Annotated in this window: 24 protein-coding genes; 1 reads left to right on the forward strand and 23 read right to left on the reverse strand. The window is 67.8% G+C overall.

Annotated features, from left to right (window positions below):
• Positions 1 to 65: 65 nt before the first annotated feature.
• Positions 66 to 1,487, reverse strand: a complete 1,422-nt coding sequence (locus tag QRN21_RS05350) for a dipeptidase (protein ID WP_053096722.1) — start codon at positions 1,485 to 1,487, stop codon at positions 66 to 68.
• A gap of 46 nt (positions 1,488 to 1,533) precedes the next feature.
• Between QRN21_RS05350 and QRN21_RS05355 the strand changes: the two genes are divergently transcribed.
• A complete protein-coding gene (locus tag QRN21_RS05355; RefSeq protein ID WP_053096724.1) occupies positions 1,534 to 2,121 on the forward strand; it encodes a DUF3043 domain-containing protein in 588 nt (195 codons plus the stop codon).
• Positions 2,122 to 2,196: 75 nt separating this feature from the next.
• On the opposite strand, the gene QRN21_RS05360 is transcribed toward QRN21_RS05355, so the two are convergent.
• The 22 genes from QRN21_RS05360 to QRN21_RS05465 all read right to left on the reverse strand — a co-directional run bounded on the left by QRN21_RS05360 (position 2,197) and on the right by QRN21_RS05465 (position 26,422).
• Positions 2,197 to 3,219: a quinone-dependent dihydroorotate dehydrogenase gene (locus QRN21_RS05360; protein ID WP_285363347.1), complete on the reverse strand. Its 1,023-nt coding sequence runs from the start codon at positions 3,217 to 3,219 to the stop codon at positions 2,197 to 2,199.
• Positions 3,220 to 3,229: 10 nt separating this feature from the next.
• Positions 3,230 to 3,700 carry a transcriptional regulator NrdR gene (nrdR, locus tag QRN21_RS05365; protein ID WP_053096729.1) on the reverse strand — a complete coding sequence of 157 codons (471 nt, stop codon included), beginning with the start codon at positions 3,698 to 3,700 and terminating at the stop codon, positions 3,230 to 3,232.
• A gap of 10 nt (positions 3,701 to 3,710) precedes the next feature.
• Positions 3,711 to 5,018: a histidinol dehydrogenase gene (gene hisD, locus QRN21_RS05370; protein ID WP_285363384.1), complete on the reverse strand. Its 1,308-nt coding sequence runs from the start codon at positions 5,016 to 5,018 to the stop codon at positions 3,711 to 3,713.
• Positions 5,018 to 6,448 carry a hypothetical protein gene (locus tag QRN21_RS05375; protein WP_230100720.1) on the reverse strand — a complete coding sequence of 477 codons (1,431 nt, stop codon included), beginning with the start codon at positions 6,446 to 6,448 and terminating at the stop codon, positions 5,018 to 5,020. Before QRN21_RS05375 ends, hisD begins: the two co-directional genes overlap by 1 nt.
• A 113-nt stretch (positions 6,449 to 6,561) precedes the next feature.
• A complete protein-coding gene (dnaE, locus tag QRN21_RS05380; RefSeq protein WP_053096735.1) occupies positions 6,562 to 10,080 on the reverse strand; it encodes a DNA polymerase III subunit alpha in 3,519 nt (1,172 codons plus the stop codon).
• A gap of 71 nt (positions 10,081 to 10,151) precedes the next feature.
• Positions 10,152 to 11,273 carry a hypothetical protein gene (locus tag QRN21_RS05385; RefSeq protein WP_285363348.1) on the reverse strand — a complete coding sequence of 374 codons (1,122 nt, stop codon included), beginning with the start codon at positions 11,271 to 11,273 and terminating at the stop codon, positions 10,152 to 10,154.
• Positions 11,260 to 11,844 (reverse strand): RNA polymerase sigma factor, encoded by a 585-nt coding sequence (locus QRN21_RS05390; protein ID WP_285363349.1) that lies wholly within the window; start codon positions 11,842 to 11,844, stop codon positions 11,260 to 11,262. Before QRN21_RS05390 ends, QRN21_RS05385 begins: the two co-directional genes overlap by 14 nt.
• Before the next feature lie 31 nt (positions 11,845 to 11,875).
• On the reverse strand, positions 11,876 to 12,475 hold the full coding sequence (locus tag QRN21_RS05395) for a GNAT family N-acetyltransferase (RefSeq protein ID WP_285363350.1): 600 nt from the start codon (positions 12,473 to 12,475) through the stop codon (positions 11,876 to 11,878).
• Between the two features lie 42 nt (positions 12,476 to 12,517).
• Entirely contained in the window at positions 12,518 to 13,438 is a 921-nt protein-coding gene (locus QRN21_RS05400) for an RluA family pseudouridine synthase (protein WP_053096743.1), read from the reverse strand.
• 2 nt (positions 13,439 to 13,440) lie between these two features.
• A complete protein-coding gene (gene lspA / locus QRN21_RS05405; protein WP_072592313.1) occupies positions 13,441 to 14,031 on the reverse strand; it encodes a signal peptidase II in 591 nt (196 codons plus the stop codon).
• 51 nt (positions 14,032 to 14,082) lie between these two features.
• Positions 14,083 to 14,688 (reverse strand): DivIVA domain-containing protein, encoded by a 606-nt coding sequence (locus tag QRN21_RS05410; protein ID WP_285363351.1) that lies wholly within the window; start codon positions 14,686 to 14,688, stop codon positions 14,083 to 14,085.
• A gap of 152 nt (positions 14,689 to 14,840) precedes the next feature.
• Entirely contained in the window at positions 14,841 to 15,140 is a 300-nt protein-coding gene (locus QRN21_RS05415; protein ID WP_053096749.1) for a YggT family protein, read from the reverse strand.
• Between the two features lie 3 nt (positions 15,141 to 15,143).
• Complete coding sequence (locus QRN21_RS05420; protein ID WP_053096751.1) at positions 15,144 to 15,608, reverse strand: cell division protein SepF; 465 nt, start codon at positions 15,606 to 15,608, stop codon at positions 15,144 to 15,146.
• A 43-nt stretch (positions 15,609 to 15,651) separates the two neighbouring features.
• Positions 15,652 to 16,356: a YggS family pyridoxal phosphate-dependent enzyme gene (locus QRN21_RS05425; RefSeq protein ID WP_056278955.1), complete on the reverse strand. Its 705-nt coding sequence runs from the start codon at positions 16,354 to 16,356 to the stop codon at positions 15,652 to 15,654.
• On the reverse strand, positions 16,353 to 17,504 hold the full coding sequence (gene ftsZ / locus QRN21_RS05430) for a cell division protein FtsZ (protein ID WP_056278956.1): 1,152 nt from the start codon (positions 17,502 to 17,504) through the stop codon (positions 16,353 to 16,355). The genes QRN21_RS05425 and ftsZ overlap by 4 nt, the downstream gene beginning before the upstream one ends.
• 175 nt (positions 17,505 to 17,679) lie before the next feature.
• Positions 17,680 to 18,627 (reverse strand): cell division protein FtsQ/DivIB, encoded by a 948-nt coding sequence (locus QRN21_RS05435; protein WP_056278957.1) that lies wholly within the window; start codon positions 18,625 to 18,627, stop codon positions 17,680 to 17,682.
• Positions 18,628 to 18,630: 3 nt separating this feature from the next.
• A complete protein-coding gene (gene murC / locus QRN21_RS05440; RefSeq protein WP_285363352.1) occupies positions 18,631 to 20,028 on the reverse strand; it encodes a UDP-N-acetylmuramate--L-alanine ligase in 1,398 nt (465 codons plus the stop codon).
• A 64-nt stretch (positions 20,029 to 20,092) separates the two neighbouring features.
• Positions 20,093 to 21,169 carry a UDP-N-acetylglucosamine--N-acetylmuramyl-(pentapeptide) pyrophosphoryl-undecaprenol N-acetylglucosamine transferase gene (locus QRN21_RS05445; protein ID WP_053096761.1) on the reverse strand — a complete coding sequence of 359 codons (1,077 nt, stop codon included), beginning with the start codon at positions 21,167 to 21,169 and terminating at the stop codon, positions 20,093 to 20,095.
• Positions 21,166 to 22,404 carry a putative lipid II flippase FtsW gene (gene ftsW / locus QRN21_RS05450; RefSeq protein ID WP_285363353.1) on the reverse strand — a complete coding sequence of 413 codons (1,239 nt, stop codon included), beginning with the start codon at positions 22,402 to 22,404 and terminating at the stop codon, positions 21,166 to 21,168. Before ftsW ends, QRN21_RS05445 begins: the two co-directional genes overlap by 4 nt.
• Positions 22,373 to 23,911, reverse strand: coding sequence for a UDP-N-acetylmuramoyl-L-alanine--D-glutamate ligase (murD, locus tag QRN21_RS05455; RefSeq protein ID WP_285363354.1), 1,539 nt, complete (start codon positions 23,909 to 23,911; stop codon positions 22,373 to 22,375). Before murD ends, ftsW begins: the two co-directional genes overlap by 32 nt.
• Complete coding sequence (mraY, locus tag QRN21_RS05460) at positions 23,901 to 25,013, reverse strand: phospho-N-acetylmuramoyl-pentapeptide-transferase (protein WP_053096767.1); 1,113 nt, start codon at positions 25,011 to 25,013, stop codon at positions 23,901 to 23,903. The genes murD and mraY overlap by 11 nt, the downstream gene beginning before the upstream one ends.
• A complete protein-coding gene (locus tag QRN21_RS05465; protein WP_053096769.1) occupies positions 25,010 to 26,422 on the reverse strand; it encodes a UDP-N-acetylmuramoyl-tripeptide--D-alanyl-D-alanine ligase in 1,413 nt (470 codons plus the stop codon). The genes mraY and QRN21_RS05465 overlap by 4 nt, the downstream gene beginning before the upstream one ends.
• Positions 26,423 to 26,448 lie beyond the last annotated feature (26 nt).

Below are 26,448 nucleotides of genomic sequence, written 5' to 3' on the forward strand. Positions count from 1 at the left end.
CCTTGTGACGGGCCGCGCTCGCACGGCTGGTATCTCGATTTTACCCTCAGGCTCGCGGATGCGGCTCAGATGATGATGTCGTTCATGCGCGAGAGCAGCAGAGCCTCGGTCGCGACCGCATGGCGGAACGTGTCGAGGTGCAGCGATTCATTCGGGCTGTGGGCACGCGAGTGCGGGTCCTCGACGCCGGTCACGAGAATCTGCGCGTCGGGGAACTCCCGCACCAGATCAGCGATGAACGGGATCGAGCCGCCGACGCCGAGGTCGACCGGCGGCACACCGTACCCGTCGCGCATCGCATCGCGGGTGAGGGCGACCGCCCAGCCGCTGGTGTCGACGAGGAAGCCGTTTCCCAGGTCGACGTCGGTGAAGGTCAGCTCCGCACCGAACGGCGCGTTCGCGCGCAGATGCGCCTCGAGGGCGGCATACGCCTCCTCCCCCGTCTGACCTGGCGCGACGCGCGCGCTCACGACCACCGTCACCTCGGGAAGGAGGGTGTTCGACGCCGCGGCGACGCTCGTCGCATCGATCCCGATGACCGTGACCGCCGGCTTGTTCCAGATCCGGCTGAGAATGCTGCCGCCGCCGACCGGAGACGTGCCAGGAAGAAGACCCGCTTCATCGCGGAGCGTCTCCTCGGTGTACTCCGGCGTCGGCGCGTCGCGCTCGGTCATCCCCTCGACGGCGACGGAGCCGTCCTCGTTCCAGAGCGTGGCGAGCATCCTCACCGTGGCCATCATGGCGTCCGGAACCGCTCCGCCGAACATGCCCGAGTGGGACGCGTGGTCGAGGGTGCGCACGCGCACGGTGAAGCGCGCATTGCCACGGAGCGAGACGGTGAGGCCGGGGGTGACCGAATCCCAGTTGCCCGAGTCAGCGACCACGATCGCATCCGCCCGGAGCGCTTCCTTGTTGTCCGCGAGGAACTGAGCGAAGGAGCGCGATCCGTACTCCTCCTCCCCCTCGATGAACATCGCGATCCCGAGCTCGAGGTCATCTCCGACGACCTCGGCCACAGCGCGGATCGCGGCGATGTGCGCCATGATGCCCGCTTTGTCATCGGCGGCTCCGCGCCCGTAAAGGCGTCCGTCGCGCACCGTTGGCTCGAACGGCGGCGTCTCCCACAGCGCGTCGTCTCCCGGAGGCTGCACGTCGTGGTGCGCGTAGAGCAGGATCGTCGGCTTGCCGTTGCGCGCAGCACGCGTCGCGAGCACGGCAGGCTGCCCGTGCTCGTCGGTGCCCGGGATCGCGGCGCGCAGCACCCGCACGTCGTCGAAGACCCCCGTCGCCGTCGCGAGCGCGGCGACCGCCTCCGAGCTGCGTTCGAGTTGCGTCTGGTCGAACGCGGGCCAGGCCATGCCGGGGATGCGGACGAGTGCGCCCAGGTCGCTCAGCGCGGCCGGGAACCCTGTGGCTGCGGCCTCGAGGACGGCCGGCTCGCGTTCGCTGGACAGATTCTGGTCACCGGGCTGGGCAGGAGATGTCATGCGAGTAATCTTAAGGTGATCCGCCTTCACTGAACCGAGGAACCTCGTGGCCACTACCCCTGTCCCCCCTTCGACGAACGACGACGCCGCCGAGACGACCGCGTCGGGCAAGGGACGCGCGACGCCGACCCGGGCCGAGCAGGAAGCGGCCCGCCGCCGTCCTCTGGTCGCGAACACCAAGGAGGCCAAGGCCGCAGCGCGCGCCGAGCTCAGCGAGCGACGCAACCGCGCGCAGGCCGGTCTGGCGGCTGGCGAGGAGAAGTACCTCCCGGCTCGCGACAAGGGCCCGCAGCGCCGCTGGGTCCGCGACTACGTGGACGCCGGATGGCACCCCGCCGAGTTCGTGATGGGCGTCATGGTGCTCGTCATCCTCATCTCGCTCCTTCCGGCCAACCTCGCCATCGGCGGCTTCGCGATCGCCGGCTGGGCGTACCTGGTCATGATGGCGTACCTGATCCTCGCGATCGGCGGCATGATCCTGCTGGGGATGCGCGTCAAGCGCAAGGTCGCCGCGAAGTTCGGCAAGGACCGCATGGAGCGCGGTCTCGGCTGGTACGCCGCGATGCGGTCGCTGCAGATGCGGTTCATGCGTCTGCCGAAGCCGCAGGTCAAGCGCGGCGACCGCCCCGCCTGATCCCCTGAATCATCGAGAGAGGCGCCTCGTGCTCTATGAGCACGAGGCGCCTCTCTTGTTCGTACGCGCAGCTTCTCAGCGTGCGACGAGGCCCCGGTTGATCTCGCGTCCCCAGAACGGACCGCGGTACAGGAACGCCGTGTAGCCCTGCACGAGCGTCGCGCCCGCTTCGAGTCGCTCCTGAACGTCCGCGGGCGTCTCCACTCCCCCGACGGCGATGACGCAGAACTCTGCGGGCACGGTCGAGCGAACCAGACGCAGCACCTGAAGCGAGCGCTCCTTGAGGGGCGCGCCGGAGAGGCCGCCCGCTCCGATGGCCGCGACCGTCGCCGCGTCCGTCGTGAGTCCATCCCTGCTGATCGTGGTGTTGTGCGCGATGATGCCGGCGAGGCCCTCGTCGACGGCGAGCTTCGCGATCGCGGCGATCTCGTCGTCAGCCAGATCGGGGGCGATCTTGACGAGCAGCGGAGTCTTTCCGGATGCCGCGCGCACCGCCCTGAGCAGCGGAGCCAGCGTCTCCACCGCCTGCAGTCCCCGAAGACCCGGGGTGTTCGGGGACGAGACGTTGACGGCCAGGTAGTCGGCCAGCGGGGCCAGCCGCGTCGCCGAAGCGACGTAGTCGGCGGTGGCGTCCTCGACGTCGACGACACGGCTCTTGCCGATGTTGACTCCGATGACCGTGTCAGGGGCGCCGCGACGCAACCGCGCGAGGCGCCGGGCCGCAGCATCCGCGCCCTCGTTGTTGAATCCCATGCGGTTGATGACCGCACGATCGGCGATCAGCCGGAACAGTCGGGGCTTCGGGTTGCCCTCCTGCGGGATCGCGGTGACGGTGCCGACCTCGACGTGGCCGAAGCCGAGCGCTGCAAGGCCGCGGACACCGATCGCGTTCTTGTCGAACCCGGCGGCGATGCCGAAGGGCGAGGAGAAGCTCAGTCCGAGTGCGTCCACCCGCAGCGACGGGTCCGGCTTCGTCAGTGCCCGCGTCGCCCAGGAGAGCGGAGGCACTCCGAGCACGCGGATCACCGCCATACCGGCGTGGTGGGCGAACTCGGGGTCGAAGCGCGACAGGACAGCGCGAAAGAGCAGCGGATACATCCCTGCCAGATTACCGGTCGGCAGGCTCCGGCTTGACGTGGTCGGCACGCAGATCCGTGATGGCGCTCTCGAAATCCTCGAGCGAGTCGAAAGCCTGATACACGCTCGCGAACCGCAGGTATGCGACCTCATCGAGGTCGCGGAGGGGTCCGAGGATGGCCAAGCCGATCTCGTTCGTATCGAGCTGCGAGACACCTGTCTGCCGCACGGCTTCCTCGACACGCTGAGCGAGGACAGCCAGATCGGCCTCGGTCACGGGGCGCCCCTGACACGCCTTGCGCACGCCGGAGATCACCTTCTCGCGACTGAACGGCTCCATGACGCCCGAACGCTTGATGACGTTGAGGCTGGCCGTCTCGGTGGTCGTGAAACGCCCGCCGCACTCAGGGCACTGACGACGGCGCCTGATCGAGAGACCGTCGTCGCTGGTGCGGGAATCGATGACGCGAGAGTCCGAGTGACGGCAGAAGGGGCAGTGCATCTGACCGATCCTACGCGGTGAAACGCGCCTCGATCGCCTCGCCGTGCGCGGGGAGCACTTCGGTCTCGGCGAGGGCGACGACCCCCTCACGGACCTCGGCCAGGGCGGCCCGATCGTAGGAGATCACCTGCTGCGGACGAAGGAACGTGTAGGCGCCGAGTCCCGGCGCATAGCGCGCCTGTCCCCCGGTCGGCAGAACATGGTTGCTGCCCGCCATGTAGTCGCCCAGACTCACCGGCGTGTGGTCGCCGACGAACACCGCACCTGCGCTCGTGAAGCTGCCGGCGGCGTCCTCGGCATCCTCGAGGTGCAGTTCGAGGTGCTCGGGAGCGTACGCATTGCTGAACGCCGTGGCCATGGCACGGTCGTCGACGAGCACGATCGCGGACTGCGGTCCGTCGAGAGCTGCGGCCACCCGGGTCGCATGACGGGTCGCGCCGGCCTGCCGCGCCACCTCTTCGGCGACACGATCGGCGAGCTGAGGCGAGTCGGTGACGAGGACGGCCGAAGCCTGCTCGTCGTGCTCGGCCTGACTGACGAGGTCGGCGGCGATGAGACGCGGGTCGGCGGCGGCATCTGCGACGACGAGGATCTCGGTGGCCCCCGCCTCGGAGTCCGTGCCGACGACCCCGGCCACCGCCCGCTTGGCGGAGGCGACGTAGTTGTTGCCGGGCCCTGACAGCACGTCGACCGGGTCGAGTCCGATGCCGGCGACGCCGTGCGCGAAGGAACCGATGGCGCCGGCGCCGCCGATGGCGTACACCTCCGTGATGCCGAGGAGGCCTGCCGCGGCGAGGATCGTGGGGTGGACGCGACCTCCCTGATCCGCCTGGGGCGGTGAAGCGAGCGCGATCTGCTCGACGCCCGCGACCTGGGCGGGGACGACGTTCATGATGACGCTGGACGGATACACCGCCTTGCCGCCGGGGATGTACACGCCCGCGCGGTGCACAGGCTGCCAGCGTTGGGCGATCGTCGCGCCGGCGCCGATCCGGGTGATCCGACGTTCGGGAACCTGGGCTTCGGAGGCGATGCGCACCCGGCGAATCGCCTCGTCGAGGGCATCGCGGACAGCAGGCGCGAGGGTCTCGAGAGCATCGGCGATGTGCTGCGCGGGCACGCGGATCTCATGACCCGTGACACGATCGAAGCGTTCAGCCTGCTCGCGCAGCGCCTCTTCGCCGCGCTCGCGCACGTCCTCGACGATGCGCGTGGCGGTGTCGAGAGCCTCGGCCCGTGCCTGGGTGGCTCGCGGCACGGCCGCGAGCATGTCAGCCGGCGAGAGCGTGCGCCCTCGCAGATCGATCGTGCGCAAGATCAGCCCTTCGTGATGTCTGAGATGTCGTGCAGGTAGCCGATGCGACCGTCGTCGTGTCGGATGACATAGGCGCCACCGCGGTCCTCGATGACGAGCGCCCACGCATTCGGTCCGATTCGGAAGATGACCTCGCCGCGTTCGTCATGCACGTCCCGCTCGGTCGGCGCGAGGATCCAGAAGGGCTGCGGGGTCGAGTAGGCGTCCTGAGGGCTCGTCGCGGCGAAGTCCGAGTCGTGTTCGACGGCGGGGAACGCGGTCGTCTCGGGCGACGAGACATCGCGCGCGGTCGCACCGAGAAGCGACTCGATGCTTCCGGTGTCGGACACGATCTCGGGTTCCTGGCCGCGCGACCGGCGCGAGTACGCCGGGGTGTACTCCTCATCGGAGGTCGTCTCCTCGGTCCCGGTCCCCCCGCCCGACGCGTGGGAGGACAGCGGCACCTGCTCGGCGACATCGAGACGGGCGACCTCATCGGTCGCCTGCTCACGGGACAGTTCGACGTCGATCCCCTCCGCCGAGGGTGTCGTGTAGGCGGTCGGGGCAGCGTCCGTCGCGTAGGCCGTCGGTGCGGCGTCCGTCCCGTAGGCCGTCGGCGCGGCGTCCGTCCCGTAGGCGTCCGTCACGTAGGCCGTCGGTGCAGCGTCCGTCGCGTAGGCCGTCGGCGCGGCATCCGTCGCGGCGGTGTGGGCCTCAGGAGCGACATCGCTCGACGAGGCGGGCGATGCGTACGACGCAGGTCGCAGGTCCGTGTCGGCCGAAGTATCGGCCTCGACGGCGACGGGAGCGTCGGCGCCCGGGGCGGCAGGCTCGGGGCGAGGACGCGCGATGACCGGTCGGACCGGATTGGCGTTGCGGTGCGCGAGCGTGACGAGTCGGCCCTGGAAATCTTCCTTGAGGCCGGGCACCAGCGGAGCGAAGACCGTGAGGACGACGAGCGCGAGCGCTGCGAGCAGCTGAACGACGCCGTTCCAGGGCAGCCCGAAGACACCGAACTCGATCGCGAACGCGACGGCGTTCCAGAGTGCGCCGAGCCAGAAGACCGCTGAGACGGAGAACGCCACGGAAGCGAACTGGTCGATCCCCAGCGAGCCGACCCGGCGGATGCCGTCGGGTGAGAAACGGCGGAGGACCAGCAGGAACACGGCGACCGTCGGCACGCCGATCGGGAGGACCCACTGGATTCCGGCACCCCAGATGGACGAGTCTCCGACGTACGGGAAGAACGACGCGATGAAGGCGATCAGCCACACGCCGACGATGAGCAGCTCCCGCAAGGTGAATCCGAGGATGCCGTACTCCGGCGTCACCTCATCGTCATAGAGCACGCCGTCGTCATCGGAGAAGTCCTCGTCGAGAGGTGACTCGTCTGACGCCGACGACCGGTCTGCAGCTGAGTCGTCACTGTTCAGGAAGGGTGATTCCGTGCTCATGGGGAGGGTCCTTTCGCCACGGTGCAGAGCCTTAGTCGTCGTGCACCCGAACGCGTCCCGATACTACCCGGTGCGTCCGTGAGGACCCATCGAGCGGCAGCGTCCGCTGGTGCTCAGCCCAGGCAGGTCGGCCCGAGCAGCGATTTGAGATCTCCGAACAGATCGGCCGAGACCTTGACCGGCATCGGCACGTCGAAGACCTTCGCCGTGCCGCCGCGGTGCACCCGCAGCACGACCTCGGTGTCCCCGTTGTGACGGCGCAGCACGTCGGCGAGCTCGTGCATCACCCGCTCCGTCGCCCTCTGCTCGGCGAGCACGAGCGAGAGCGGACCCGCGGCGTCGAAGGAACCGACATCCGGCGCGAACGCCGACTGCGCATGCAGGTTGAGTCCGTCATCACGCTTCGACACCCGGCCGCGCACGGCGAGGATCGAGTCCTGCTGCAGGATGTGCTGGAACTCGGTGTACGTCTTGCCCATGAACATGACCGTCACCTCGCCGTTGAAGTCCTCGACGGTGATCATTCCGTACGGATTGCCACTGGCCTTCGCGACGCGATGCTGCACGCTCGTGACGAGACCGGCGACGGTGACCTGCTCACCGTCCTGCATGTCCTCCGAGTTGATGAGGTTGTGGATCGAGATCGACGCGTGCTTCGCCAGAGGCACCTCGAGCCCGGCCAGGGGGTGGTCCGACACGTAGAGCCCGAGCATCTCGCGCTCGAAAGCGAGCTTGTCCTTCTTGATCCATTCGGGGCGGGCGGGCACCTTGGCAGGCGGCGCCTCTTCCATTCCGTCGTACAGACTGTCGAAGTCGAAGCCGATCGCACCCTGTGCTTCGTTCCGCTTGCGATCCACAGCCGCCTCGACGGCATCCTCGTGGACTTCGAGCAGCGCACGGCGCGAGTCGCCCATCGAGTCGAACGCGCCGGCCTTGATCAGAGACTCGACCGTGCGCTTGTTCGAGACGTGCAGCGGGACCTTCTCGAGGAAGTGATGGAACGAGGAGAATCGCTCATCCTTGCGGGCCGCGATGATGCCCTCGACCACGTTGCTGCCGACGTTGCGGACGGCACCGAGCCCGAATCGGATGTCGTCGCCGACAGCGGCGAAGTACTTGATCGACTCTGAGACATCGGGCGGGAGCACCTTGATGCCCATTCGACGGCACTCGTTGAGATAGAGCGCCATCTTGTCTTTCGAGTCGCCGACGCTGGTGAGCAGCGCGGCCATGTACTCGGCGGGATAGTGCGCCTTGAGGTAGGCGGTCCAGTACGAGACGACCCCGTATGCCGCCGAGTGCGCTTTGTTGAAGGCGTAGTCCGAGAACGGGAGGAGGATCTCCCAGATCGCGTTGACGGCACCGTCGGAGTACCCGTTCGCGTGCATGCCGGCTTGGAAGCCCTCGAACTGCTTGTCGAGCTCGGACTTCTTCTTCTTGCCCATCGCTCGGCGCAGGATGTCGGCCTGGCCGAGCGAGAACCCGGCCACGCGCTGGGCGATGGCCATCACCTGCTCCTGGTAGATGATCAGGCCGTAGGACTCGTCGAGGATGTCGGCGAGCGATTCGGTGAACTCCGGGTGGATCGGTGTGATCGGCTGCTGGCCGTTCTTGCGCAGCGCATAGTTCGTGTGCGAGTTCGCACCCATCGGACCCGGGCGGTACAGCGCGATGAGCGCGGAGATGTCGCCGAAGTTGTCCGGACGCATCAGGCGCATCAGCGATCGCATCGGCCCGCCGTCGAGCTGGAAGACGCCGAGCGATTCGCCGCGACCGAGCAGCTCGTAGGCGCCGCGGTCATCCAGGGCGAGGTGTTCGAGGTCGAGCTCCTCCCCGCGGTTGGTGCGGATGTTGTCGAGAGCGTCCGAGATGATCGTGAGGTTGCGGAGCCCCAGGAAGTCCATCTTGATCAGCCCGAGCGACTCGCAGGACGGGTAGTCGAACTGGGTGACGATCTGGCCGTCCTGCTCGCGGCGCATGATCGGGATGATGTCGAGCAGGGGCTCGGACGACATGATCACACCGGCGGCGTGCACGCCCCACTGGCGCTTCAGACCTTCGAGGCCGAGGGCGCGGTCGAAGACCGTCTTCGCCTCGGGATCGGTCTCGATGAGCGCACGGAACTCGCTCGCCTCCTTGTAGCGGGGGTGCGCCGAGTCGAACATGCCGTCGAGAGGCATGTCCTTGCCCATGACGGGCGGCGGCATCGCCTTCGTCAGCCGCTCGCCCATGCTGAACGGGAATCCCAGCACACGCCCCGCATCCTTCAGAGCCTGCTTCGACTTGATCGTGCCGTAGGTGACGATCTGAGCGACGCGCTCGGAGCCGTACTTCCTCGTCACGTAGTCGATGACCTCGCCGCGGCGACGGTCATCGAAGTCGACGTCGAAGTCGGGCATCGAGACGCGGTCGGGGTTGAGGAAGCGCTCGAAGATGAGACCGTGCTCGAGCGGGTCGAGGTCGGTGATCTTCATGGCATAGGCGACCATCGACCCGGCGCCCGAGCCACGGCCCGGACCGACACGGATTCCGTTGTCCTTCGCCCAGTTGATGAAGTCGGCGACGACGAGGAAGTAGCCGGGGAACCCCATCTGCAGGATGATTCCGGTCTCGTACTCGGCCTGCTTGCGCACCTTGTCGGGGATGCCGCTCGGGTATCGGTAGTGGAGGCCCGCTTCGACCTCCTTGATGAGCCAGCTGTCCTCCGTCTCGCCGTCCGGCACGGGGAAGCGCGGCATGTAGTTGGCCGCCGTGTTGAATTCGACCTCGCACCGCTCGGCGATGAGCAGCGTGTTGTCGCAGGCCTCGGGGTGGTCGCGGAACAGCTGACGCATCTCTGCGGCGGTCTTGATGTAGTACCCGTCGCCGTCGAACTTGAACCGGTTGGGATCGTCGAGCGTCGAACCGGACTGCACGCACAGCAGCGCCTCATGGGCATCGGCCTCATGCTGGTGCGTGTAGTGCGAGTCGTTGGTGCCGACGAGCGGGATGTTCAGATCCTTGGCGAGCCGGATCAGATCGGTCATCACCCTGCGCTCGATGGAGAGACCGTGATCCATGATCTCGGCGAAGTAGTTCTCCTTGCCGAACAGGTCCTGGAACTCGGCGGCCGCCGCACGTGCGGCGTCGTACTGGCCGAGGCGCAGTCGCGTCTGGATCTCACCCGAGGGGCATCCTGTGGTGGCGATCAGGCCCTTGCCGTATGTCTGCAGGAGCTCCCGGTCCATGCGGGGCTTGAAGTAGTAGCCCTCCATGCTCGACAGCGAGCTGAGACGGAACAGGTTGTGCATCCCCTGCGTGCTCTCGCTCCACATCGTCATGTGGGTGTAGGCACCGGAGCCGGAGACATCGTCGCTCTTCTGATCCGGGGAGCCCCATTGCACACGCGTCTTGTCGCTGCGATGCGTGCCGGGAGTCACATAGGCCTCGAGACCGATGATCGGCTTGACGCCCGCGGCGTTCGCCGCCTTGTAGAACTCGAACGCCGCGAAGGTGTTGCCGTGATCGGTCACGGCGATGGCCGGCATGTCGTAATCTGCCGCCGCCTGCGTCATCGCCGCGATCTTCGCCGCCCCGTCGAGCATCGAGTACTCGCTGTGCACGTGCAGGTGGACGAAGGAGTCGGATGCCATGCCTTCGAGTCTACTTTCGGCATCCGACATCGAGCGTCGCCGCACCTGCCGCTCCGGGGTCCCGCATCGCTTCAGGGGAGCGAGTCCACGATGCTCACGGTGAAGACGTGCCTCTCGTCTGCCAGGGAGGCGGGGATCAGCGAAGAGGCGACGTCGAGCACCGCGGTCGTCTCCGTGACGAGCCCCGTGGTCGTGTCGATCGTGATCGAGCGCCGCTGAACCGCTGGCTGACCCGACAGAGCCTCTGTCGACGCCGAGAACCGCAGCGTCGCCGAGGTCGCATCGGCGGACACGATCTCAGACCCGGAAAGCATGCTGAGGGCGTCGTACATCGTCGCCCGCTCAGCCCCCGACCCCATGTTGTACGACAGAAGCTCGATGAGGACCCACCCGACCTTGTAGTCCTGATCGCCCGCGACGATCCCCTGATTCTCTCGGATCCACGCGATGAGCGCCGCCGGGTCCGTGGGCATCGCCGAGAAGAACGCCACGAGCCCGTACCCGTCCGGGGTGGCCCAGGGTGCTGACGGCCCGTTCGAGAAGTACGGATCGCCGCCCGAGGCCATCGCCTCCTTGTGCGCCTGGGCGAGCGCCGCGGCGTCCGGCCCGAAGGTGTCGCTCACTGTCCAGGGCTGATCGGTGGCGAAGAACCACTGCTGCGTCGGGTCGGCCGGCGCATAGGAGTTCCAGGAGGAGCTTCCGCGCCAGGCGTTCTGAGCGTTCGACCGATCCGCCTGATACTGCCCGCCGTTCGGATCGGGCTGGTGATAGACGATCTGCTCCGACTGCGTGTGCACGCGCAGGTACTGTCCCGGTGCCAACGTCAGGCCGGTGAACGACCGAGCCGCAGTCGCGGCGGCGCCGAAGGCCCCCGCAGCCGTCATCGGCTCCTGTGTCGGCGCGGGCGTCGGCGACGGCTTCAGCGTCTGTCCTGGCTCCCGCGTCGGAACGGCCTCGATCACGGGCTTCGGCTGTTCGGTGAGTCCCGTGATCACCAGCACGCCCGCCGTCGCCGCCAGTGCGGCGCCCACGAGCACGCCGGCCACGAGCCGCTTCGGTGCGGCAGGGCGAGCGGACACCGAGGTCTTCCCCGCGGCGATCTCGCTCATCAGTCGAGCGCGGGCCGAGTCGAGATGCGAGTCCACACCATCGACATCCGGCTTGGTCTTCTGAACCTTCTCAAACACGTCCACGGACTTCTCCTTCCTGCTGCATCTCGAACGAACGGGCCTTTCGCGCCGGATCGAGTCGCGTGCGAACGCGATTCAACCGGGAGCGCACGGTGCCCACAGGCACACCGAGAGTCTCCGCGATGTCTTCGTAGCTCAGCCCCTGCCAGGCGTAGAGCAGAAGCGTCTCCCGATCCTTGGGGGACAACGCCGCGATCTTCTTCCGCAGGGCACGCACTTCGCGCTCGGCGTCCACGCGCCGCATCGCGTCATCGAGTCCACCGAGCGACGTATGGTCCTCCCCGACGACCGCGGCGAACGAGCGCCAATGCCGTGCCTCGACGGCTCTGTGCCGACGGATGAGCCGCGAGGCGATTCCGAGCAGCCAGGGAGAGGCTGAGTGCTTGCTCAGGTCGAAGTCCCCTCGACGGCGGAAGGCGACGAGAAAGGTCTCGCTGAGCACGTCCTCGGCGGCATGGGCACCCACCCGATATGTCGCGAACGCGTCCACCGCACGTGCATGTCGGTCGAACAGCTCGGCGAACGCCTCAGGCCGACTCAGCGACCGCCGGATGATCTCACTGTCTGTGCTCACACTATGTATTGCCTCTGACGTGCAGTCGGGTTCACGCTTTCTTCGATCCGTTGCGCGGATCTCGCAGATCGAGTCGCATGAGCACCCGCGGGAAGCCGTCGAGCGTCGAGCCGGTGTCGGCCGCCTTCGCGAATCCGGCACTCTCGAAGAGCCCCATCGTGCCGACGTAGGCCATTGTGAGATTCACCGTCTCGCCACGGTTGTCGACCGGATACCCCTCGATCGCGGGGGCGCCGCTCTTCTTCGCATGAGCCACCGCTCCGTCGATCAGAGCGTGCGAGATGCCCTGTTTCCGATGGCCTGGACGGACGCGGATGCACCAGAGCGACCACACATCGAGATCGTCGACATGCGGGATCAGTCTGTTGCGCGCGAAGCTCGTCTCCCTGCGCGGATGCACCGCCGCCCAGCCCACCGGTTCATCGTCGAGGTACGCGATCACGCCTGGAGGCGGATCCTGGTGGCAGAGCTCACGCACGCGCTCCGCTCGCTTCTCGCCTCGCAGCGCCCTGTTCTCGGCGCTGCCGATGCGGTAGCTCAGGCAGAAGCACACGTTCGACGTCGGCTTCTTGGGGCCGACGAGAGCCGCCACGTCGTCGAATTCGGTAGCGGGTCGCACCTCGATGCTCATGGGCTCAGTCTGACCCACACCGCCGACATCGACGGCGTCGATTCACTCGCCGCGCAGAATCTCCAGGGCACGTTCGAAATCCGCGGGGTACCCCGACTCGAACTGCACCCACTCCCCCGTCGCCGGGTGGGTGAAGGCGAGCTTGTGCGCGTGCAGCCACTGTCGGGTGAGTCCGAGCCGTGCCGACAGCGTCGGATCTGCTCCGTAGAGCGGGTCGCCCGCGCACGGGTGCCGCAGGGCCGCCATGTGCACGCGGATCTGGTGCGTGCGTCCGGTCTCGAGATGGATCTCGAGCAGCGAGGCTCCCGGGAAGGCCTCGAGGGTCTCATAGTGGGTCACCGACGGTTTGCCGTCGGGAACGACGGCGAACTTCCAGGAGTGATTCGGATGCCGGCCGATCGGAGCATCGATCGTCCCCGTCAGCGGGTCGGGGTGCCCCTGGACGACGGCGTGATAGATCTTCTCCACCGTGCGCTCCTTGAACGCGTGCTTCAGCGACGAGTACGCCGTCTCGCTCTTGGCGACGACCATGAGCCCGCTGGTGCCGACATCCAGACGATGCACGATCCCCTGCCGCTCCGGAGCGCCACTGGTGGCGACCCGGAACCCCGCCGCTGCGAGAGCGCCGACGACGGTCGGCCCCTCCCATCCGAGCGAGGGATGAGCGGCGACGCCCGTGGGCTTGTCGACCACGACGATGTCGTCATCGTCGTAGACGATTCCGAGTTCCGGAACCGCGATCGGGATGATCCGCGGCTCCTCCTTCGGCTGCCACTCCACCTCGAGCCACCCTCCGCCGCGCAGGCGATCGGACTTGTCGAGCGTCACCCCGTCGACGCGCACGCCGCCCGCCGAGGCGACCTCGGCGGCGAAGGTGCGCGAGAAGCCCAGCATCTTCGCGAGTGCCGCGTCGACGCGCGTCCCGTCCAGCCCGTCAGGAACGGGGAGGGTGCGGAATTCCATGCTCAGCGTCCGTCCGCGGCGGCGGCATCCGGAGAGGCGGTACCCGGGCGAGAGGTCTCGCCTCCGGTCTCCTCGGCCAACGCGGCAGCCTCGGCTTCGTCATCGGTCTCCACAGGAGCGTGGTCACGCTCCCGGGTGCCGTCGAAGCGGAGTCCCAGCACGACGAGCAGCGCGACCGAGATCATCCCGGTGACGATGAAGATGTCGGCGACGTTGAAGATCGCCGGCATCATCCACGGCATCGAGATCATGTCGACCACGTGCCCCATGGGGAAACCAGGATCGCGGAAGAGACGATCGGTGAGGTTTCCGAGCACTCCACCGAGCAGGCAGCCCAGGACGACGGCCCAGAGGCGTGACTGAAGACCCAGGGCCTTCCACACGATCACACCGGCCACCACCGCCAGAGCGATGGTGAAGATCCATGTGACATCGGATCCGAGCGAGAACGCTGCGCCGGGGTTGCGCACGTAGTACAGCTGAAGGAACTCACCGAGCACCGGCACCGGCTGCTGGAGCGGCAGGTTCTCGGTCGTGAGGTACTTCACAAACTGATCGGCGGCCAGCACGATCGCTGCGAGAACCGCAACTATCGCGCCGGCCGCCGACCGACGAAGGGGACGGCGTCCTGGCAAAAGGACGACCTACAGTCCGATCGCGGAAACCGGAGTCGAGTCCGTCGACGCCGACTTCTCGTCGAGATCGCGGAGCTGACCCTCGATGTAGCCGCGCAGCTGCGAGCGGTAATCGCGCTCGAAGTTGCGGAGCTCGGTGATCCGGGCCTCGAGGGCGTTGCGCTCGCGCTCGAGACGAGCCGACTCTTCGCGCTGCTTGGCCTCGGCCTCCGTGCGGATGCGGTTGACCTCGCCTTCGGCCTCGGCGATGAGTTGGGCACGCTTGGCCTCACCCTCGGCGACGTGCTCGTCGTGAAGGCGCTGAGCGAGCTCGATGATGCCGGCGGTCGCAGTCGCCGAACCCGACGGAGCGGGCTCCGCGGGAGCAGCAGCAGGCGCAGCGGCCTCTTCGACCACGGCGGCGGGCGCCTCTGCAGCGGCTGCGGGAGCGGCCGGTGCATCGCCGGACTCGTACGCGGCCAGCTTGGCCTTGAGTTCGACGTTCTCTTCGAGGGCCTTGCGCCACTCGATGACGATCTCGTCGAGGAAGTCGTCGACCTCGTCCGGGTCGAAGCCGTCCTTGAAGCGGACGTGCTGGAACTGCTTGGTGACGACGTCATCCGGGGTAAGTGCCATGGTGGCTCCTTCGATGAGTTCGGTTGCCAGTTTGGAATGGCGTGGTCGAGATTCGGCGCGAACCCGGGGCGCGCACCTGGGAGCCAAGCATAGTCCCCGAGCCTGTCAGTCGCGATCCCGCGACACTCCAGAGCGCCGAAGTCCCAGGGGTCTCAGATGAAGCTTCGGACGACACTCATCAGGATCAGCACGATCAGGATGGTGATCGAGAAGCCGAAATCCAGGGAGAGCGAGCCGATTCGCAGAGGAGGGATGATCCGCCGGAAGAACCGGACGGGCGGATCGGTCACCGTGTAGACGAGCTCAGCCGCGACGAGTCCGGCGCCCTTCGGTCGCCACTCCCGATTGAACATCGGGATGTAGCTGAGAATGAGTCGGGCGAAGAGCACCAGCAGGTACAGCAGCAAAGCCAGATGTACGATGCTGGCGACGATGGAGACGACGAACCCCACGGTCTACGACTGGTCGAAGCCCGCGGACTCGGCGTCCGCGTGCGCGATTCCCCCGTGACCCGAGACCGCGATGTTCTCCGGCGACAGGAGGAAGACCTTCGACGTGACCCGCTCGATGCGGCCGTACAGGCCGAGCGAGAGTCCGGAGGCGAAATCGATCAGACGGCGGGCGTCTGCGTCGCTCATCTGCGAGAGATTGATGATGACCGGCACACCTTCGCGGAAGCTCTCCGCGATGAGCTGAGCATCGCGATACTGCTTCGGGTGCACGGTGAGGATCTCGTTCACTGCCCCTCCTGCGGGCTGGCGCACGGCGACGGGGCGCCGTAGCGGGGTCACGGGCGCGGGAGCGGGCTCCTCGCGTTCGCGCTCGCGGTGCGAGCGGGCCGGGGTCGGCTCCTCCTCGTAGACCTCTTCCTCGTCAGCGAGGCCGAGATACACCATGGTCTTCTTCAGCGGGTTACCCATCGTGTCCTCCGGTTCGAACGTGTCGGGTTGGTCTGTTCACAGGTTAACCCCGGTCGGGGCGGGGTCCCGTGATTGCGGAGCCGATCCGCAGGTGTGTCGCGCCGGCCTCGATGGCCTCGACGAAATCGCCCGTCATCCCTGCGGACATCCAGGTCGCCGACGGCTCGACTGCGCGCACGCTCTCTGCGATCGAGTGCAGGCGCGCGAACGCGGAAGCGGGTTCCTCATCGAGCGGCGCGACCGCCATCACACCGCGAAGCCGCAGCGAGGGCAGCGTCATGATGTGCTCGGCGAGAGAGGCCGCCTCGGCGGGCGCGACGCCGCCGCGTCCGTGATCATCGGTGAGATTGACCTGCACGAGCACGTCGAGAAGGTCATCCCCGTCGGCCGCCCGATGCAGTGCGTCGGCCAGCCGGTCGCGGTCTACCGAGTGCACGGCATCCGCGCTGCGGCGAATCGCACCGGCCTTGTTGGTCTGCGCCTGCCCGATGAAGTGCCACCGGAGGTCGAGGTCCGTCAGCTCGGCGGTCTTCGACGAGAGCTCCTGCTGGCGGTTCTCCCCCACGTCGCGCACACCCAGCGCGTGCAGCTCGCGAACGAGCGACGACGGGTGGAACTTGGTCACGACGATGCGGGAGATCTCCGCCGGGTCCCTGCCGGCCAGGCGCGCGGCGTCGGCGATCCGATGATCGATCGCCGACAGCCGCGCTGCCAGACCGGACCCGGCCTGGCCCTGCGCCTGCGTCACTTCAGGAATTCGGGGATGTCGATGTCGTCGTCCGCGAAAGCAGGCTCGATGCTCGTCGCCGGGACGCGCTGCTGCGGCTTCTCGGGCGCGGGCGCCTCGGCAGCGGGCTTGCTCTCCTCGCCGTTCGAGAGCGCCACCTCGGGCAGCGTGCTGGCCGCGGCGGGCCGCGAGACGACCATGGGGTCGAGGCGCAGCGAAGGCTCACCGCTGTCGAAGCCGGCCGCGATCACGGTGACACGCACCTCGTCGCCGAGCGTGTCGTCGATGACCGTACCGAAGATGATGTTGGCCTCGGGGTGCGCGGCTTCCTTCACGAGATCCGCAGCGTCGTGGATCTCGAAGATGCCGAGGTTCGAACCACCCTGGATCGAGAGCAGGACTCCGTGAGCACCCTCGATGCTGGCCTCGAGGAGCGGCGACTCGACCGCGAGTTCGGCGGCCTTGATGGCACGGTCGGCACCGCGTGCCGATCCGATTCCCATCAGTGCCGAACCGGCGCCCTGCATGACCGACTTGACGTCGGCGAAGTCGAGGTTGATGAGACCGGGAGTCGTGATGAGGTCAGTGATGCCCTGGACACCGGCGAGGAGCACCTGGTCCGCGGTCGCGAAGGCCTCGATCATCGAGATGCCGCGATCGCTGATCTCGAGCAGACGGTCGTTCGGCACCACGATGAGGGTGTCGACTTCTTCCTTCAGCTTCACCACACCGGCTTCAGCCTGGCTCTGACGACGACGGCCTTCGAACGAGAAGGGCTTCGTCACGACGCCGATGGTCAGTGCACCGATCGACTTCGCTATGCGCGCGACGACGGGGGCTCCACCCGTTCCCGTTCCACCGCCCTCGCCTGCGGTCACGAAGACCATGTCGGCACCGGTGAGCGCCTGCTCGATCTCCTCGGCGTGATCCTCGGCGGCGCGACGGCCGACCTCGGGGTCAGCGCCGGCGCCGAGTCCGCGAGTGAGCTCGCGACCGACATCGAGCTTGACGTCGGCATCGCTCATGAGCAGCGCCTGCGCGTCGGTGTTCACTGCGATGAACTCGACTCCGCGGAGCCCGAGATCGATCATGCGGTTGACGGCGTTGACGCCGCCACCGCCGACGCCGACGACCTTGATCACGGCGAGGTAGTTCTGGTTCTGGCTCATGGCCGGCCTCCGAATAGTCGAGCCTGTCTGGGGTGAGATTCCGTGGGCCGAACCTTAAACCTCAACTAGAGGTGTAAAGTATTTCCCGGTATTGGTTTCTCTTGTTCGAAGGTAAGCGTCACGTCCCCGCGCACACGCAGCGACACGGGCGTGTCGCCCGTTTGCCGTCGAAACCTCAGCCCACGACCACCGCATGCGGCGATGTGACATCGATCGTCGACGCCTCAGGATTGCTGAGCAGCGTCTTCGTGAGCACTTCGCTCTTCATCGGGGAGTCATCCGAGCTGCCCCAGACGACCGTCAGCCCGCTGCTGAGCGTCAACGTCACGTCATCAGCTGTCGTGGCCTGCACTCCGGTCAGCAGCGCGCGCAGATCAGCGGGCACCGAGCGCACCACGAGACCCGCACTCTCGAACGCGACCGAGTCGGTGCCGCCGTCGATGTCGAGCACCGGCTGTCCCGCCGGCTGATCGGAGGTCGTCGCCAGCGCGACGCCCGCGGCGTCGACGAGCGTATAGCCCGCATCCGAGCGGATCACGCCGACCGGCGTGCGCTCGACGATCCGCACCGTGAGATCGTGCGGCGGCTTCGCCTCGAGCGCATAGGTCTCGATCAGCGGGAATCCCAGCAGCGCGGCCTTGACCTCGCTCGAGTCGACCAGCGCCAAGGGGGTGCCCACCTGCTCGCCGAGGGCGGCCTCCACCGCCGCGGCATCCAGCGTCGTCGCGCCCACGACCGTGATCTTCTCCACGGCGAACAGCGGGCTGTACGCCGCGGCGGTGGTGCCACCGATCAGCAGGACGACAGCACCGACCGCGCTCAGCCAGATGATGCGACGCCGTCGGGAGCGCTGCGTGAACCGTCGGATCTCGGCCCGCAGCGCCTTGCGTCTCGCTCGCGCCGCCCGCCAGACGTCCCGCGTCGATGTCGGCCGCACCCCGGCATCCCCGTCGATGTCCGCACGGACGTCGGAGTCGAGGCCGACCGCCGCGGCCTGCGGACCTGTGCGTTCGTCCTGCTCGACGTCCCGCGCGCGCCCTCGCGTCGCCGGACCCTCCCGTCGCCTGGGCGTGTCCTCCGCGGTGCCCGCGGGAGGCGTGGGAAGCGGAGGCGGACGACGCATGCGTCAGACCTCGGTGGTCCGCAGAGACTCGAGCACCTGCGGGATGATCTGGTAGACGTTGCCGCAGCCGAGCGTGACGACGAAATCGCCGTCGCGAGCGACGGACGCCGTGTAATCGGCTGCCTGCTGCCAGTCGGCGACGAAGTGGACGTGCGACGGGTCGTGGAACGCCCCGCTCACGAGCTCTCCCGTGACGCCCGGGACCGGATCCTCGCGAGCACCGTAGACGTCGAGCACGACCGTGTGGTCTGCATACGTCTCCAGCACGTCCGCGAACTCGCGGAACATGTGCTGCGTTCGCGAGTAGGTGTGGGGCTGCTGGATCGCGATGATCCTGCCCGTGCCGGCGATCGATCGCATCGCCTCGAGAGCCGCCCGCACTTCGGTCGGGTGGTGGGAGTAGTCGTCGTAGACGGTGACGCCGCGCTCGACGCCGTGCTGCTCGAGGCGGCGGACCGTGCCGGCGAAGCCCTCGACGGCCCTGGCGGACTCGGTCAGGCCGAAGCCCACCGAGAGGAGGACCGCGATGGCGCCTGCCGCGTTGATGGCGTTGTGCACGCCGGGCACGGCGAGCTGGAGGCGCACGCTCTCGGCTCCGGAGCTGACGGTGGCCGAGACGGGCCCGGCCGCCACGATGTCGGTCACCCTGACATCGGCATCCTCCGCCTGCCCGAACGTCACGACGTTCGGGTGCGAGAGCCCCGCTCGCACTCGCAGGGCGCCGGCGTCGTCGCTGGAGATCACGACCGCCTCCGTGGCCGCGTCGGCGAACCGCACGAACGCGTCGTGGAACGCGTCGTCGGACCCGTAGTGGTCGAGGTGATCGGGGTCGACATTGGTGATCAGCGCGACAGCCGTGTCGTAGAGCAGGAACGTGCCGTCGGACTCATCCGCCTCGATCACGAAGAGCTCACCCGATCCGGTGGCGCTCGAGACGCCGAGCTGCTCGATCACACCGCCGTTGACGAAGTTCGGGTCGGCTCCGAGCTGCTGCAGCGCGGTCACGATCATGCCCGTCGACGTCGTCTTGCCGTGCGCGCCGGCCACGGAGACCAGTCGACGCGATCCGATCAGCCAGTGCAAGGCCTGTGAGCGGTGGATCACGTGCACCCCGCGCTGCTTCGCCGTGACGAACTCGGGGTTCTCCGGCCAGATCGCTCCGGTGTGGACGACCGTGTCGGCATCGCCGAGATGCGCCGCGTCGTGCCCGACGTGCACATCCGCTCCGGCGGCCGCGAGTGCGCGGAGGTTGTCGCTGTCGGCTCGATCGCTTCCCGAGACGCGGATCCCCGCGTCGAGGAACATCTTGGCGAGGCCGCTCATGCCGGATCCGCCGATGCCGATGAAGTGCGCGGAGGAGATCGACTCGGGGATCGGGAGGGAGAGGTCAGGTCTGATCATGTCGGTTTCAGTCTACTTTTCGGTGAGGACGATTCGGCGTCGAGGAGCCGTGTCGACGGTGAGATCAGGAGGACCGGAGGGCGCGATCCACGAGTGCGACGACGTTCTCCGTGCCGGTGCGGGTGCCCACCTGCTCGGCGGCGGACTGCATGGCCGTGAGCTGCTGCGGATCGTTCATGACGGGGATCACGAGGCGGCGCACCGCGTCGCCGTCGAAGGTGGCGTCGTCGAGAAGACGAGCGGCCCCGGCTGCCACGGCGGACGCCGCGTTCAGTCGCTGCTCCCCGTTGCCGACGGAGTACGGCACGTACAGCGCGGGGATCCCCAGGGCGCTGATCTCGCTCACGGTGGCTGCGCCGGAACGGGACACGATGAGGTCGGCGAGCGCGAAGGCGAGGTCCATCCGGTCGACGTATCGGCGCATGGTGTATCCCGGCACCTCGGGGTCGGCCAGATCACTGCGTTCGCCCGTGACGTGCAGCAGCTGCCAGTCGGCGGCCAGGATGTCGCCCCAGGAGTCTGCGATGGCCTCGTTCAGCCTCTGGGCCCCCAGCGACCCGCCGAAGACGAGAAGGACCGGGCGCGCCGGGTCGAGCCCGAAGTGCGCGGCGGCCTCATCGCGAGAGGCCGCGCGGTCGAGCTCGATGACCTCTCGACGCAGCGGCATGCCGACCACCTCGCCGCCGCGCAGGGGGGTTCCGGCGAATGCGACTCCCGTGGCCGCGGCGCGTCGAGCACCCAGCACGTTCGCGAGGCCCGGCTTCGCGTTGGCCTCGTGCACGACGAACGGCACGCGCTCACGGCCTGCTGCCACGTAGGCCGGGGCGGAGGCATAGCCGCCGAAGCCCACGACGACGTCGACGCGGTGAGCGCGGATGTGATCGCGCACCTGGGCGACGGCGCGGCGGAACCTGGCGGGGAACAACGCGGCCTGCTTGTCGGGCCGACGCGGGAACGGCACCTTGTCGACGATGAGGAGCTCATACCCTCGAGCCGGCACGAGTCGGGACTCGAGCCCCTCGGCCGTTCCGAGCACCAGGATCGAGGCATCGGCGTCCCGGGCGCGCAGCGCATCGGCGACGGCGAGCAGGGGGTTGACGTGACCGGCGGTTCCACCGCCGGCGAGAAGGTACGTGGTCACCGTGTGACCTTACCCCGCCCTGCTGAAGGGGTCCGTGCCGCCGAACGACCCTCGGCGACGGGGATCGTGCGCGCGAACGACAGCAGCACTCCGCACGCGATGAGGACGGCGAGGAGAGCCGTGCCTCCCTGCGACATGAACGGCAGCGGCACTCCCATGACGGGGAACAGTCCGATCACGACGCCGATGTTGAACACGGCCTGACCGGTGATCCAGACGGTGATCCCGCCGGCTGCGACCCGGATGAACGGATCGGCGGTCTTGCGGATGATGTGGAAGGCACCGATGGTGAACAGCGTGAAGAGGGCCAGCACGACGATGCAGCCGATCAGGCCGAGCTCTTCGCCGACGATGGCGAAGATGAAGTCGTTGCCGGCGGCGGGCAGCCAGCCGTACTTCTCCTGCGAGTTACCGAGACCCACGCCGAAGATTCCTCCCGACGCCATTCCCCAGATTCCGTGGATCGACTGGTAGCAGTCGCCGGTGTACGCCGACATGTCGGAGCACGTCGCCGTGATGCGACGCATGCGGTCAGGGCTCGTGACGGCCAGCGCGATGACGGCGACGACGCCGAGCAGCACCGGCAGGATGAACAGCCGGAGCTTCACCCCCGAGAAGAAGAGGCAGCCGAGCAGGATGATGACCAGCACCATCGCGGTGCCGAGGTCCTTGCCTGCGATCACCGTCCCGATCGCCAGGGCTCCCACGGGCACCACGGGGATGAAGACCTGATGCCAGGTGCCGAGCATGGTCTGCTTGCGCATCAGGACGTAGCCGATCCACAGCGCGAGGGCGAGCTTGAGGAACTCCGACGGCTGCAGGGTGAACCCGGCGATCATGATCCAGTTGCGGTTTCCGCCGTCCTCGATGCCGAGCGGGGTGAAGACCAGCAGCTGGAGCGCGATGGATCCGAACAGTGCCGGCCACGCCATGCGCTTGAGGAACGGGATCGGGAGTCGGGAGATCAGGAACATCAGCGGCACGCCGAGCACGGCGAAGATGCCCTGCCGAAGCGCGCCGTCCATCGGATTCTCGCCCTTCGAGACCGCGGTCGCGCTCGTCGCCGAGAGCACCATCACGAGGCCGAAGATCGTCAGCATCAGCGCCGCCGATGCGATCATCAGGAACTCGGTCGACACGGGGGTGAAACGACGCCCGAGCGACACTCTCGCCGCGAGACCGCGGGAGCCGGGGCTGCCGGGATCAGAGCGCGGGGGGCGTTCGACCTGCGTCATCGGTGCTCCCCCGGTCTATCCAGTCCCGCACCGCTTCGGCGAAGCGGTGTCCTCGATCCGCGTAACTGGAGAACTGATCGAAGGACGCGGCGGCGGGGGCCAGCAGGACTGTTCCCTCGCCATCGACGATTCCCGCGGCGATCTGCACGACGCGATTCATGACCTGACCAGTCTCGCCAGCATCCACCTCGAACACCGGAACCCCCGGCGCGTGTCGCTCGAATGCGGCGACGACGGCTGAGCGCTGGACTCCGATGACGACCGCCGCCCGGGCGGTGGTCCCGGCCGTGGCGACCAGCTCGCCGATGTCGACGCCCTTCAGGTCGCCGCCGACCACCCAGACCGCACCGGGGTATGCGCGGAGCGATGACGCGGCAGCGTGCGGGTTGGTGGCCTTGGAGTCGTCGACCCAGGTGATGCCGCGATGGCGGGCGATGACCTGGATCCGATGCTCGTCGAGACGGAACGACTGCAGAGCCGAGTGGATGGCGCGCGGCTCGACGCCCAGAGAGCGAGCGAGCGCACTCGCCGCCAGGATGTTCTGCACGATGTGCGGGGCGGCCAGGCCGGCTTCTCGCAGGTCGGCGACGGTCGTGAGCTCGAGTGCGCTGCTGGCCCGGTCGTCCAAGAACGCACGATCGACGAGCAGCCCCTCCACCACGCCGACATCGCTGGGGCCGGGGATGCCGAGATCGAATCCGATCGCGCGGGCACCCTCGACCACCTCGGCGTCCTCGACCATGAGCCTGGTCGCCTCGTCGGCCTTGTTGTAGACGCAGGCGACTCTCGTGTTGCGGTACACCAGGGCCTTCGCATCGCGGTACGCCTGCGCACTGCCGTGCCACACCAGGTGGTCGTCCGCGAGGTTCAGGCACACCGAGGCGTGCGGATACAGCTCGCCTTCGGTCTCGGAGAGTCCGAGGTACCAGAGCTGGTGGCTGGAGAGCTCGACGACGAGCACGTCGAAACCGGCGGGGTCGCGGACCGCGTCGAGAACGGGCACGCCGATGTTGCCGCACGGCGCCGCACGCAGACCTCCCTCGACGAGGAGCGACGCGGTCAGCTGCGTCGTCGTCGTCTTGCCGTTGGTGCCCGTGATGAGCACCCAGTCGGCCGGGGAGCCGTCGGCGCGGGTCACCTTGTCGCGCAGACGCCAGGCGAGTTCGACATCGCCCCAGAGCGCGATGCCGGCATCTTGCGCCCAGCGGATCACGGTGTGCGAGGGAGGGAATCCCGGCGAGGCGATGATGACCTCCGGCGCGAACTCGGTCAGAGCTTCAGGGACCCGGTCCAGCGTTCCCCGCTCCAGACGAGCACCGATCACGGGCAGGAGCTTGGCATACTCCTCCTCCGCCGACTCGGTCAACACCAGGACGTCCGCACCGAGTTCGGTGAGCGTGTCCGCCACCGAGAAGCCGGTCATGGACAGCCCGAGAACGGCGACGCGCAGGCCCGACCAGTCGGCGTTCCAGCTCGTCAGAGTCGCGAGCCTCTCGTCAGTCGACACGAGTCAGCCACTCCACGTAGAAGAGTCCGACTGCTGAGATCGCGAGCAGGCCCGCGATGATCCACATGCGGACCACGATCGTGACCTCGGACCATCCGCGCATCTCGAGATGATGGTGGAACGGACTCATCAGGAAGAGTCGCTTTCCGCGCGTGATCTTGAAGTAGGCGCGCTGCAGGATCACCGATCCGGAGGCCAGGACGAAGACGCCGGCGATCACGAACAGCAGCAGCTCGGTGCGGGTGAGGATCGCCATCGCTGTGATGACGCCTCCGATCGCCATCGAGCCGACATCGCCCATGAAGACCTTCGCCTTGGGAGCGTTCCACCACAGGAAGCCGATCAGGCTCGAGGCGAAGGAGGCCGCGATGATCGCCAGGCTGAACGGGTCGCGGACCTCGTAGCATCCGCCGAGCGCGGCGGTCTCGACACCCTCGCCCACGCACGACTGCTTGAACTGCCAGAACGCGATGAGGCTGTACGCCCCCACGACGATGACCCCGGCGCCGGCTGCGAGACCGTCGAGCCCGTCGGTGAGGTTGACGCTGTTCGAGGTCGCGACGCCGATGATCGAGATCCACAGCAGATAGAGCGCCCAGCCGAGGATCGCGGTGAACGCGAACAGGTTCAACCACGGGATGTCGCGGAAGAGCGAGATCGAGCCGGATGCCGGAGTCTGATCGAACGCGTTCGGGAAGTTCAGCGCGACGATGCCGAACGGGATCATCACGACGAGCTGCCCGATGATCTTGCGCCACCCCGAGAGCCCGAGGCTGCGCTGACTGCGCACCTTCATGTAGTCGTCGATGAAGCCCACTGCCCCGAAGCCGACCATGAGCCAGATCACGAGAAGCGCGGACAGCGCGGGAGTTCCGCCTCCGACGTACGTGGCCGTGAAGTAGCCGACCATCGTGCCGACGATGAAGATGACGCCGCCCATGGTCGGCGTGCCGCGTTTGGCTTCGTGGTTCGGGTTCTCGATGGCCTCCGGGGTGCGGATGACCTGGCCCCAGCCCCACTTCCGGAAGAGCCGGAGGAAGACGGGAGTAAGAAAAAGAGTGAAGGCGAGCGATATGGCCGCCGCCATGATGAGAGATCTCACGAGAACAATTCTCCCAGACGATCGCCGAGGTGCCGGAGCCCTACGGAATTGGAGGACTTCACGAGCACCCGGTCGCCGTCGCGGAGTTCGGAGCGCAGGTACTCGAACGCGGCATCCTGGTCGGCGAAGAACACGGCCTCGCTGTCCCAGGATCCTTCGCCGATCGCGGAGATGAAGAGGCGGCGGGCCTCGGGGCCGACGACGACGATGCGCTGGATGTTCAGACGCACGGCGAGCAGACCGATCCGGTCGTGCTCCTCGCCCGCGGTCTCGCCGAGCTCGCTCATGGCGCCGAGCACGGCGACCGTCCGCTCGCCGGGACCGGTGATCTGCGCGAGAGTCCGCAGGGCTGCGGCCATCGAGTCCGGGCTGGCGTTGTAGGCGTCGTTGATGATGCGCACGCGGTCGTTGCCCATGGGCTGCATACGCCAGCGCTCCGCGATCTCGACCGTCTCGAGACGGTCGATCGCGTCGGCCGTCGACACCCCGAGAACGCCTGCGGCGGCGATGGCCGCCAGGGCGTTGCCGACGTGGTGGGCGCCGAGCACCTGCAGGCGGAGGGGAAGACGCTCCCCCGCCGCTTCGATGATGCACGAGGTGCCGGATGCCGTGACCTCGAGGTCGTGCGCCTGGACATCGGCCGCGTCGCTCTGACCGAAGCCGACGACCCGCATCCCGCGGGACGTCGCGAGCGCGCCCATCGCCGCGACGCGTGAGTCGTCGACGTTGAGCACCGCCGTACCCGTGGGCCTCGCGGCGGCGACGAGCTCGGACTTGGCCTTGGCCGTCGCCTCGATGCCGCCGAAGCCGCCCGCGTGCGCCATGCCGACCATCAGCACCACAGCGACGTCCGGCTCGACGAGTCCGGCGAGGCGGGCGATGCTGCCGGGCCCGTCGGCTCCGAACTCGCTGACCAGGAACCGCGTGCCGTACGTGATGCGCAGCATGGTGACGGGCGCGCCCACCTCGTTGTTGTACGAGTTGATGGGGGCGACCGTCTCGCCTTCGTCGGAGAGGATGCGGGCGAGGAAGTTCTTCGTCGTCGTCTTGCCGTTCGACCCCGTGATCCCGACGATCTTGAGGTCTCCGGCTGCGCGAACGCGGGCGACGACCTCGCGGGCGAGATCGGCGAGGGCGACGATGACGTCAGGGACGACGATCTGGGTGATCTCCTCGTCGACCGGGTGCTCGACGATCGCGAGCGCTGCCCCCGCAGCGAGCGCAGCGCCGACGAACCGGTGTCCGTCCGTCTCCGCGCCCGGCTTCGCGACGAACACGGAGCCGGGGGCCATGGTGCGCGAGTCCGTGTCCACGACACCGTCGATGACGGTGTCGGCGGTGGCAGAACCGGCGAGGCGGAGATCACCCCCGAGGACGGCGGCGATCTCAGCAAGCGACAGGGCGATCATGACGTCTCCAGGCGCGGCGGGGCGCC

It is taken from the genome of Microbacterium sp. LMC-P-041 (genome assembly GCF_030209555.1).
Lineage (GTDB): Bacteria > Actinomycetota > Actinomycetes > Actinomycetales > Microbacteriaceae > Microbacterium.

What these genes read in the sequence shown, in the direction of transcription:
- QRN21_RS05420 (WP_053096751.1), bottom strand. Translation starts at nt 15,608, where the DNA reads ATGGGTAACCCGCTGAAGAAGACCATGGTGTATCTCGGCCTCGCTGAC.
- QRN21_RS05360 (WP_285363347.1), bottom strand. Translation starts at nt 3,219, where the DNA reads ATGTATCCGCTGCTCTTTCGCGCTGTCCTGTCGCGCTTCGACCCCGAG.
- QRN21_RS05350 (WP_053096722.1), bottom strand. Translation starts at nt 1,487, where the DNA reads ATGACATCTCCTGCCCAGCCCGGTGACCAGAATCTGTCCAGCGAACGC.
- murC (WP_285363352.1), bottom strand. Translation starts at nt 20,028, where the DNA reads ATGATCAGACCTGACCTCTCCCTCCCGATCCCCGAGTCGATCTCCTCC.
- dnaE (WP_053096735.1), bottom strand. Translation starts at nt 10,080, where the DNA reads ATGGCATCCGACTCCTTCGTCCACCTGCACGTGCACAGCGAGTACTCG.
- QRN21_RS05465 (WP_053096769.1), bottom strand. Translation starts at nt 26,422, where the DNA reads ATGATCGCCCTGTCGCTTGCTGAGATCGCCGCCGTCCTCGGGGGTGAT.
- nrdR (WP_053096729.1), bottom strand. Translation starts at nt 3,700, where the DNA reads ATGCACTGCCCCTTCTGCCGTCACTCGGACTCTCGCGTCATCGATTCC.
- QRN21_RS05395 (WP_285363350.1), bottom strand. Translation starts at nt 12,475, where the DNA reads ATGAGCATCGAGGTGCGACCCGCTACCGAATTCGACGACGTGGCGGCT.
- QRN21_RS05400 (WP_053096743.1), bottom strand. Translation starts at nt 13,438, where the DNA reads ATGGAATTCCGCACCCTCCCCGTTCCTGACGGGCTGGACGGGACGCGC.
- QRN21_RS05375 (WP_230100720.1), bottom strand. Translation starts at nt 6,448, where the DNA reads ATGAGCACGGAATCACCCTTCCTGAACAGTGACGACTCAGCTGCAGAC.
- QRN21_RS05410 (WP_285363351.1), bottom strand. Translation starts at nt 14,688, where the DNA reads ATGGCACTTACCCCGGATGACGTCGTCACCAAGCAGTTCCAGCACGTC.
- ftsZ (WP_056278956.1), bottom strand. Translation starts at nt 17,504, where the DNA reads ATGAGCCAGAACCAGAACTACCTCGCCGTGATCAAGGTCGTCGGCGTC.
- QRN21_RS05435 (WP_056278957.1), bottom strand. Translation starts at nt 18,627, where the DNA reads ATGCGTCGTCCGCCTCCGCTTCCCACGCCTCCCGCGGGCACCGCGGAG.
- ftsW (WP_285363353.1), bottom strand. Translation starts at nt 22,404, where the DNA reads ATGACGCAGGTCGAACGCCCCCCGCGCTCTGATCCCGGCAGCCCCGGC.